6 protein-coding genes are annotated in these 10,674 nt (G+C 47.7%); 2 read left to right on the plus strand and 4 right to left on the minus strand.

Annotated elements, in window-relative coordinates:
• Positions 1 to 626: 626 nt before the first annotated feature.
• Entirely contained in the window at positions 627 to 3,395 is a 2,769-nt protein-coding gene (locus PSE7367_RS20205; protein WP_015164375.1) for an NB-ARC domain-containing protein, read from the plus strand.
• A 40-nt stretch (positions 3,396 to 3,435) separates the two neighbouring features.
• Here the strand turns inward: PSE7367_RS20205 and PSE7367_RS05450 are convergent, their stop codons facing one another.
• Positions 3,436 to 5,370, minus strand: coding sequence for a peptidoglycan-binding domain-containing protein (locus tag PSE7367_RS05450; protein WP_015164376.1), 1,935 nt, complete (start codon positions 5,368 to 5,370; stop codon positions 3,436 to 3,438).
• Positions 5,371 to 5,441: 71 nt separating this feature from the next.
• On the minus strand, positions 5,442 to 6,401 hold the full coding sequence (locus PSE7367_RS05455) for a glycosyltransferase family 9 protein (RefSeq protein WP_015164377.1): 960 nt from the start codon (positions 6,399 to 6,401) through the stop codon (positions 5,442 to 5,444).
• Between the two features lie 395 nt (positions 6,402 to 6,796).
• Here PSE7367_RS05455 and ribBA point away from each other — a divergent pair, with 395 nt between their 5' ends.
• On the plus strand, positions 6,797 to 8,560 hold the full coding sequence (ribBA, locus tag PSE7367_RS05460; RefSeq protein WP_015164378.1) for a bifunctional 3,4-dihydroxy-2-butanone-4-phosphate synthase/GTP cyclohydrolase II: 1,764 nt from the start codon (positions 6,797 to 6,799) through the stop codon (positions 8,558 to 8,560).
• Positions 8,561 to 8,902: 342 nt separating this feature from the next.
• Here ribBA and PSE7367_RS05465 read toward each other — a convergent pair whose 3' ends face one another.
• Positions 8,903 to 9,193 carry a small RNA NsiR4-regulated ssr1528 family protein gene (locus tag PSE7367_RS05465; protein ID WP_015164380.1) on the minus strand — a complete coding sequence of 97 codons (291 nt, stop codon included), beginning with the start codon at positions 9,191 to 9,193 and terminating at the stop codon, positions 8,903 to 8,905.
• A gap of 216 nt (positions 9,194 to 9,409) precedes the next feature.
• Positions 9,410 to 10,582 carry an LL-diaminopimelate aminotransferase gene (locus tag PSE7367_RS05470; protein WP_015164381.1) on the minus strand — a complete coding sequence of 391 codons (1,173 nt, stop codon included), beginning with the start codon at positions 10,580 to 10,582 and terminating at the stop codon, positions 9,410 to 9,412.
• Between the last annotated feature and the right edge of the window lie 92 nt (positions 10,583 to 10,674).

Below are 10,674 nucleotides of genomic sequence, written 5' to 3' on the forward strand. Positions count from 1 at the left end.
CTATTTATTCCTGCCTTTGATCCAAATCACCAACTTATCAATCCATACATTTAATAATCATAATTAAGGCTTTAGATTGTTTTAAAAAGCTAGATTTTTAAGCTAGTAATCCAAATAAAAATGTTAAGCGATCGCAAATTTTTAACTTGCGATAGTTTTTGCTGATTAATGACAAATAAGAGAGTTCTTAATAGCTAACCTGAGTAATTGCCGATCGCAAAATGTCGGTTTAAATACGATCGCAACCTAACAAATAAATCTGACTTTAAATGATTAATCCTTTAAATGACTTATTCAACAAGGCTTATGTACTAATAAAGTCAGTAACCAGATCAATAAGAAACGGCAAAAAAGTACAAATGGGTATTGCAAATAATAAAAAGTATGCTATTTATCTTACAAGATTTATGAATTCATAAAACCTATAATGAATTAGCAATAATTTGCCTGATTATGACCCTACTTAAAAATAGTTGACTCCAGATTTTTAATATATCTAGAAAACAAATTAAATTTCTAATCACAGTTGCTTAAAACTGTTTATTTAGTCTTACTGAATACCAAAGGCTATTTACTTGAAGACAGATAAAGACTGGTTTTGGTATTAGTTGAGGAAAGAGAAAACAATGAACATTGAAGACGCACTATTAATTGTCGATCGAGCATTGCCACACAAAGGGCTTAGTAATGTCCAGGAGCTACTATTTCGCCAGGCTTGGGAGGGGAAAACCTATCCAGAGATCGCAGAAAATTCTGGCTATGATTCTTCTTACATCAGGGATGTCGGCTATAAACTATGGCAATCGCTTTCAAGATCCCTGGGCGAAAAGGTGACTAAGAATAATTTACAGGTGGTGTTACGGCGTTATGGGCTGAAGCTGGCCAAACACGATCGCCAAGCTCATCAAGCTCATCAAGCTCATCAAGCTCATCAAATCATATCCCTACCCCAGGGCTCTGGCTCGGTGGTGATGCCTTTCCCAGTGGCGGGGATGAATAATGGCGCGATCGGAATATCTGGAATATCTACCCATCCGGCGAGTAATGGTAGGTACCCTTCTAATTCCATCAATCCTGGTGGTTCAGGTGATCAGGGCGATCGCCATGCTCAAGCCAGCTATAGCAATAACCTGCATTACCTCTCGACCAATAATCGCCCAGGCCAAGCTCTGCCAGAGGCACCGAATAATCCGGCTCCCCACCACCCAAGTGACTTAAATCTGGTAGACAATAGCTCAAGGGAAATACCTAGAGCAAATGGTGTTGCCAACAGAAGTAGCGATCGGCTCCACAATGCTAATGTTGTTGATTTTAAGCGCACCAATTCCCCAGCTATTATTCGCAATCCTGGTTCTACACAATTTAACAATATTGCCAATCTGAATGGCTCCAGGTTAGCTACAACTGAATCAACCGCCAAGCCAGCGAAGCGATGTGATTGGGGTAGTGCGATCGATGCATCGGTCTTCTATGGCCGTAACTCTGAGTTGGCTACTGTACAAAGCTGGATTTTGGCGCAGGAATGTCGGTTGGTGGGAGTTCTGGGTATTGGTGGCGTGGGCAAGACCACCTTTGCGGTTAAGCTGGCGGAGCAAATTCAAACTGAGTTTGATCTAGTGATCTGGCGATCGCTACGGCATACACCCAGTCTCGATTATTTATTGATTGACTTGCTTCAGTTTTTACAAGGACGTGATGTGATTGCCCTGGCCACCACCGAGCAGTTAATCGCCCAATTAATTAACTTGCTGCGATCGCATCGCTGCCTGATTGTGCTGGATCATGTTGAAGCCTTAATGCTGGGGGGGGCTACCACTGGCACTTATCAGCCTGAATATGCTGACTATGGTGAGCTATTCCGCCAACTTGGTGAGATGCGCCATCGCAGTTGTGCGATCGTGGTCAGCCGCGAGAAACCCCTGGAGCTCAATTCGCCCGACCTGGATCTGCCCAAGAGTAAATCCATTCAACTGGGTGGGCTGGCCGCTGCGGCAACAAAAATTCTAACTCAGCCATCATCGCCAATTAATCCGCAATGGATTGAAAATAATCCAAGTAGTCAGGACGATCGTGATCAAAGTGAGCTAAATAATCACAATCAGGCAAAACAAAAACTAATTGACTATTACAGCGGCAATCCCCTGGCCCTGAGGGTGGTATCAAGATCGATCCAGGATTTGTTTGATGGCAATATTAATGAGTTTTGGCAGCAAGGCCCAGTGGTCTTCGGTCAAATTCGGCATTTATTACTGCAACAATGCGATCGCCTCAGCGATTTAGAAATGCGGATCATGTATTGGCTGGCGATCCTGCAATTACCTGCCCCAGTCACAACCTTGCAAGAATGCCTGGTGCCGCTCGTGGCTAAGGCGGAATTACTAGAGGCGCTATCTTCGCTGCGGTGGCGATCGCTGATCGAAAGAGCTAACAATGGTTTTAGCCAGCAACCACTGGTGGGCACATATATGATTGAGCAACTATTGGAAAATGCGGTTGAGGCAATTATTTCTGGCGATCTGACTTTTTTATGCCAATATCGATTGCATTCTAGCGAACAAATGGGCAAGCTGAGCGGCGATCGTAATATTGCAACGCCCCTACTCACCAAGCTGCTAGATCACTATGGCAATGGGCAAAATTTGAGCGATCGATTATGCCAATTGCTCCAATCATTTCAACCACCAGGGCAATTAACAGGGCAATTAACAGGGCAATTAACAGGGCAATTAACAGGGCAACTGGGGCAACTACCTGCAACCGCTCAACCAGGATATTACGCCCCCGCCAACCTCAAATATTTACTGCAATTAACCGGGCAGTCTTCTAATCCGCAGAATAGAATAAATTCTAATCTCCATGACGTGAATAAAGACATAAATGCGGCCGGATTCCCACAGCAAGTGAATGAATCCAGCGATCTGCAACTATTACAGCGATTGATCACCAGCGATCGGCCAGGGGGGATCGCCACCTGGGATCATCGCATTCCCTGGGTGAATAATCCGCTTACCCAACAGACAGCGGAAACTAAAACTCAAATTCGCCAGAAAGACCTTTATTATCAATGGCCCGCCAATGAGCTAGCAGCTTTGCAGCAGGAATTACGCCAGCAAACCAAATTGCGTAAACGTTATTGCGCCTGGCTGAATGATCATGAATTTGCGGAAATTGATGCTGATTTTGAGGCGGTGCAAATTACCGATGCCCTCAATTGTCTGGTTGATGCCCGCTTGGTGTTCATGAATGAGGTAAAAATTATTACCCCACCACCAGGAATGCTGCGACCTTCTCAACGCATGGCGCTAGAGCAAATGCACCAGCTAAATCAAATAGACCAGAGCGATCGCCGATCGGCTCAGTTACTAAACACCGAGGTTGGCTCCCATGCTTCTTAGCTTTTGCAAGCAGGTTAAAAGCAGGGTAAGCATTAAAATCCTAAATTAATTCCTCGGTCACAACTCGGCGCAAAATTTCGGTCACCGCCGCCGCCATTTGGGCATCAACCTCCATTGCCTCTTGTCTGGGGCTACTACGATCGATCGCGGCTCTGAGGGTAAGCGCCACCGATCGTAACTTAGCTGGTTGCGGTTCGGTTGGAGTCTGGCTCTGGGGTAATTGGTCTACAAACTGTACCAAGGCCGTATAGACCGCCTCAGTGCGCTGGCGTTGATCACTATAACCAAAACCCATTTTGGATATAATCACTGGCTTGGCGATCACACTCTGTAAACCCAGGGTAGCGATCGCCACATCTACATATCTGGCCGTGTCGGTGCCCATTGCCCGCACCACACTTTCTAAGCTATGCCATTGAGCACCTGGCAATCGCGCTGCCTGCAATATATGGTGATGCCACCCCAGCATCGAGATAAATCGGGTCATGTCATAGGCAGAGAGCAAATTCTCACCGCGATGCAATTCATTGGCACTGGCCAGCAATACTTTGCGCGTTACCGCATCGACTAATACTGGTTGCTCAATGTAGGGCCATTCGCCATAGCGCCCCTGGAACTTCAAGTTCTGATTGCCAGTGATTTGCTTAACCCAGTTTTCCAGTTTGAGCGGGGTTTCAAATTGCTTGAACATGGCCGCCAGCGAGTTAGAAGTTAACTCCGAGTCGGCATAGTTAACCACCTTTTCAATCAGGTCAAAAAACGATCGCTTCCGCTTGATTTCCTGGCGATCCCTAACCACGCAATTATCAATGTCTATGTGAGGATCAACCTGATTAGCCCGACAAACCACATGCAAAATTGGCAGCAGTTTGGTAATGCTCCACATCTGCACCGGTGCCAGGGCATTCTTACCAGACCAATGCCCCATCATTTGACCATCGACATAGGCTCCAACACAAACGCAGGCTTCCTCGATCGGATCGGGCAGAAAATCCAAGCCCACCACATCGATCGCTGGAGTTTTACCCACCACTGGATAGGGACTAAACCTGACTCGCACAGTGCTGTTGGCCAGGGTAGACACCTGGCGATAGGAAACGACTTCGGCGTTGATTGGCTTGGTGGCAAGGCGATCGGGGTAATGTTCGATTTCAGATTTAAACACCGAGGCGGCAATGCTTCGATTGGGCAAGCTGCTAATACTGCCAGTGGGGGTAGCCTCAACGCCGCGATCGAGAAAGGCCAGGTGCATATCATCAGCCTGACCTTGTGCAAACCAATTAGTTTGAATATTGAGGAATTTTAAAAAGACCTGCTCAGGATCGTTAGCTTTACCCAGGATAAAAGGCACCACTGAGGCTGGATCAAGTAACTTCTCGGCTACCGAGTGATCTAGCTTACCGTCACGGATCTGATTAAAATTTAAGGTGTCGGCCAGCTCAAACAGGGCATTTTGAGTTAATTGGCCATAGATACCATCCACGGGCGCGCTGTACATCCCCAGGGTTTGCAGTTGGCTTTGCACTTGCCTGGTCAAGGTGGCATTAGCACTGAGGTCAGTAAGTGGCAGGGTCACCCGGTGCTGCAAAATATCATCTAGCGTAGTAATCCGCGCTGGTGCGATCGGCGTTACGGGCGTTACTGGATTAATCGGTGCTGGAGTTGGATTAGGTACAGGAGGCTCTACTGGTGGTTGGGTTGGGAACGGCGATGGCGTTACTGGTGTGACGGGTGGAAATGGGTTGGGCTGCTCTGGTTGATTTATTTGCTCAGGGTGATCGAGAGTTGTCCAGGTTTGAGCGCCCACAATTCCATCAACTGTGAGTTTATGAAGGGATTGAAACCGCTTCACGGCGATCAGGGTACGCCTGCCAAACTGACCATCGATCGCACCAGGCGAACAATTGGCCGCCCTCAGCTTTTGCTGCAATTGGGTCACTTCTGCACCGCGATCGCCATACCTGAGCGTTCTCATGGTTGATGTTGATTAGTTGATTAACTAATTGAGGAATGACTGGATCTCAGATTTGGATCTCAAATCGCATTCTAGATCGCCGCCAGCACATCATCGGGAGCGATCGCGCCAATCGGTTGCCCCTCAGCGGATTGGATTGCCTTGATTTGGTCGTTGCTGGGGAGCAATTTAGCTGGTTCAGTGGGGCCAAAGAGAGCTACTAGTTTAATACCAGTCGCCACACCAATATGCATCGGGGCGCTGTCGGTACATAGCAATAACTGAGCCGACATAATCAAAGCTGCCAGTTTACCAATGTCGGGCGGATTGATCACCTTTAATTGCGGCTGCAACTCAGTTAGCGCTTTGATCAATTTGCGATCGTCTGGCCCACCAATTACCACCAGGGGTGCATCATACAGCTTGGCCTGTACCCCGTTGATAATTGTTTTCCAGCTTTCTACTGGGTAAATTTTATTGATGCCCTTGCGCTGGGAAAGTTCACTAGCGCCGCCATGGATCAGTACATAGCCTTTCCCTTCAATGCCCATCCGTTTTAGTTCAGACTTGACCCAGGCAACATCACCCTGGGGAATTGCCAGCTTGATCGGTGGACAGGGTTGATCGATGCCCAGCCCTTTACTAGCCAGATCGTGATACATCGCCGCAGCATACTGATTTTGCTCCAATGGGACTGGCTGGGTTAGCAAGAAACTACCGGCCCCCGAAAAAGCAATTCGCTCTGGAATGCCCGTTAACCACAGCAGCAGCCCCACTGAGAAGCTTTTACCCAACGACAGCACCACATCATATTCGCAATCGCGGATCGTGCCCAGCAGGTTGCCCCAGTCGGCAAAGCTGTTACTGCCTTTAAAATCAAATTTCCAAATATTATTTACATATGGGCAAACTCGATATGCGCCAACCGATCGAGGCTCAACCACCACATCGATCGCCGCCTGGGGGTAAGTTTGTTTGAGGGTTTCTAGGGTTGGGAAAAACAAGAGCTGATCGCCAATACCACCTGGAACCAAAGCCAGCAAACGCATCATTTCGGTTAAATACTCTCTTAGACTTAAGCAATATTATCGCATCGTCAACATTTGACCTATGCCAAAGGACACAAAATCCCAACTTTATTAACCATACGGCATCTTGGGCTGCATATGCGCTGCAATATTGACTATGATCGAAGAAGATGAGCAATTTTCATAATAATTATGTCCAACGCTTTTTCAAGTAAGATCCTGTGCAAGCTTGATATAACTATTGTTAATTGTGTTAATTGCACCGAATCGATCGCCATGCCAGAGATATCTTGAAGCTGCATTAATTAACTGGAACCAAAGAGCAGATTTTGAGTTGGCTTTAGATCTAGGCATTTACTGATTTGATTTACGCATTACTTTAAAAATTACTTTACAAATTACCGAATAATTAAACCCGAATGCAATTCAAGTTTGATTCGATCCCAGAAGCCCTAGCCGAGCTGAGAGCAGGTCGGTTGATTGTGGTAGTAGACGATGAAAATCGTGAAAACGAGGGCGATCTGATCGGTGCGGCTCAGTTTGCCACCGCTGACATGATTAACTTCATGGCCACCCATGCCAGGGGGTTAATTTGTCTGGCAATGATGGGCGATCGCCTGGATGCACTGGATTTACCACTGATGGTCGATCGCAATACCGATAAGAATCAAACTGCATTTACGGTTAGTATTGATGCCGCCGAGGGGATTACTACTGGCATCTCCGCCGAGGATCGCGCCCTCACTATCCAAGTGGCACTCAACCCCCAGAGCCGCCCTGGTGATCTGCGTCGTCCTGGCCATATTTTCCCACTGCGGGCAAAAAATGGCGGGGTCTTGAAACGGGCTGGACATACGGAAGCGGCCGTAGATCTGGCCAAAATGGCGGGGCTAAGTGGTGCGGGGGTAATTTGTGAAATTCAAAATCAAGATGGCTCCATGGCGCGATTGCCGCAACTGGCAGAATATGCCAAACAGCACCATCTCAAATTAATTAGCATTGCCGATTTAATTAGCTATCGCCTCGAACATGAGCGATTTGTACATCGAGATTCGATCGCCAATCTGCCTTCTTTGTTCGGTGATTTTAAGATCTATGCCTATCGTAATAACCTCGACGATCGTGAGCATATTGCGATTGTGAAGGGAAACCCCAAGGATTTTCCCCACCAAGAAGTGCTGGTGCGGGTTCATTCTGAATGCTTAACTGGCGATGCGCTGGGATCGCTGCGGTGCGATTGTCGTGGCCAATTACAAAGCGCCATGAAAATGATTGAATATGCTGGCTGTGGCGTGGTGGTGTATTTGCGCCAGGAAGGTCGGGGGATTGGCTTACTGAATAAGCTCAAAGCCTATGAACTACAAGATCAGGGCTTGGATACGGTGGAGGCCAACGAAAGGCTAGGGTTTGCGCCGGATTTGCGTACCTATGGTGTGGGAGCCCAGATTTTGCATGATCTGGGGGTCAAAAAAATGCGGTTGATTACCAATAACCCGCGCAAGATCGCTGGCCTGCGAGGGTTTGGCATCGAGGTGGTGGGGCGATTGCCACTGCTGATTGAATCCAATGACTACAATTTGCGTTACCTGGCCACCAAGGCGGCTAAGCTGGGGCATTTACTATTGCAATCGAAACTGCTGACCCTGGCGGTTTGTTGGCGGGATATGCCAAATCAAAGTAATCGCCAAGCCCAGATCGAAAAACTGCGCACGATCGCCACCAAGCTAAATTTGCTGTTGCAGGAAGCTGGTGATGCCTCCGTTGCCGCCCAATTCCAACTGCCACCGGAAGCAGTTAGGTCGATCGCTGCGACCAAGATTCAGGCCAATCAGGCCCATCAGACTGATCAATCTAGTTTTGCCCAATTGGACTCAGCTTGTGCCTACTCGATCGTGCATATTGGCTTCGATCAACCGGATATTGTGGAAGATGATTGGTATGCCCAACCGCAACACCCCTACAAAGATGCAGCGGTGCGATTGTTGCACCAACTTACGAAGTGGGAGCTGTTAAATGAGTTTATGTTTTTTATCCCCAGCTCCCAGGGACTGGTTGGCTCTGATATGCCCATGCCATTGCAGGAATTTTCAGGACAACAGCCCTGGCAAACCGATACAATCTACCGCTGGAGTAGTCAGACAGCTAAGCCAACGGTTAGTGCTGGCTCAACCGCGATCGATTAGAAATCTTGGCTCTAAATATCTAAATATCAAAAGCATAGATCTCCCATCCCAAGGCGATCACAGCGATCGGCACTTTGCAGCATCGTTCCCAGGGCAATAATTGTTCAATTCACCTGCGTTTTTCCCTTTCCCTTTTCCGCTTCTCATTCCATTCAATCAAAGTCAAATAGGCAACCCCGCCCGTAACCACAACCAGCAGCAAAAGGGCAATCCATATTAAACCGTTATAGACTATCTCTTCTGTCATAACTCAAAAGTCAAACGTTAAAAGTCAAACGTGAATAAACTTAGCAAGGTCTGATCTGGACTTTTGCGGTATCTTCTTGTCACCAACCAGATCAATTACTTACCACCATAATAAAAGGCAATTTCCTTGTCCTTGAGGGGCGCAAAATCAGCATCCGCAAGCATTTGATTTAGCTGATCCTGGGCAATGTGCTTCGCGCCAATCCGCACAATCCGCGATCGCATGGTATTACTCACACCGCTACGCTGCCTACCTGCTTCCAGCGCCATCACTTTGGTATAGAGGTCTAATTTGGCGGCCGGGATTTTAGAGCCATCGAGATCTAAGCCCTGAGCGATCGCGGCATCAACGGCATCTGCGCCTAAGGACTTGTTAGCTTCTGACATATTTTTTAATTATTTTTGGTTATGAGATTAGTTGTTAGATTAAAAGAATTAAGCAATTAAAAATCAAGATCCCAAAGCTGGAATCAAGTCTAGTAGACCCAAAAGATGTAACTGCTATATCGCCACATTAATCTTTAACAAGATCGGCAACAGCCTGGGGAAATTAACGATCGATCGCTGCCGATCCTGCGATCACAATGCCCAAAACTAACAAAACTACTGGTAACGAATACCCGCTTCGGTCATGCGTTTGATTGCCTCATGGATGCGATCGTCCTCAACCGTGAGCGCAATCCGAAAATAGCCTTCGCCATATTCACCATAGCCATTGCCCGGTGGCACAATGATGCCGCATTTTTCCAATAGCAAAGTCACAAACTCCGTGGAAGTATAACCACTCGGCACCCTGGCCCAAATATACAGGGTGGCTTTGGGTGCTTCGATTTGCCAACCTAGCGATCGCAATCCTTCAATCACAATGTCACGGCGTTTTTGATAGACCGACATCAATGCTTGTAAATCTGCTTCGGAGGTTTGGAACGCCGCGATCGCCGCCCGTTGGATCGCCTTAAAGATGCCAGAGTCCACATTGGTTTTCACCTGACCTAGACCCTTGATCCCTTTGGCGCAACCAGCCACAAAGCCAACCCGCCAACCAGTCATGTTATAGGACTTGGAGCAGCTATGGTATTCGATCGCAATGTCGCGGGCTCCTTCCACTTGCAAGATGCTGGGCGGTTTATAGCCATCATAGGCCATTTCCGTGTAGGCATTGTCATGACAGAGCAGGATCTCATATTTCTTACAAAAATCCACCAGCTCCTTAAAGTATTCCAGGCTGGCCAATGCTCCGGTGGGGTTGTTGGGATAGTTAATCCACAGCAGCTTAGCTTTTTGGGCGATTTCGGTGGGGATTTTGCTCAAGTCTGGCAAGAAGCCATTTTCCTCAACCAACGGCATAGTGTGATAATCGCCGCCTGCAAAGATCGTCGCCGTGCGATAGACCGGATAGGCCGGATCGGGAATCAGGGTATAGTCACCTGGTTCGACAAAGGCCAGAAAAATATTATGGATCGCTTCCTTGGAGCCGATCGAAGAGACGATCTCGGTATCCGGATCAAGCCCAGTCACGCCAAACCGCTTGGCCATATAATCAGCGGCAGCGGTGCGAAATTCCTTGGTGCCCTTATAGGGGGGGTAGTCGTGGGTGCTGGGATCTTGAATCGCCTCGATCGCAGTTTTGACCACATGGTCGGGCGTGGGTTTGTCGGGATCACCAACGCCCATATTGATGATGTCAACTCCTTTGGCGAGCAACTCTTCGCGCTTGCGATCGATTTCCGCAAACAGGTAAGGGGGGATTTTGTCGAGGCGCTTGGCAAATTGCATATGCGGTTTCTGAACGGTGTTTGATTTGGGTCTGGTGTATGTTGATGGGTCTCTCACGCGTAAATGCTCGACAAGTAGATAGGTGCATCAGC

It is taken from the genome of Pseudanabaena sp. PCC 7367, from assembly GCF_000317065.1.
GTDB lineage: Bacteria > Cyanobacteriota > Cyanobacteriia > Pseudanabaenales > Pseudanabaenaceae > Thalassoporum > Thalassoporum mexicanum.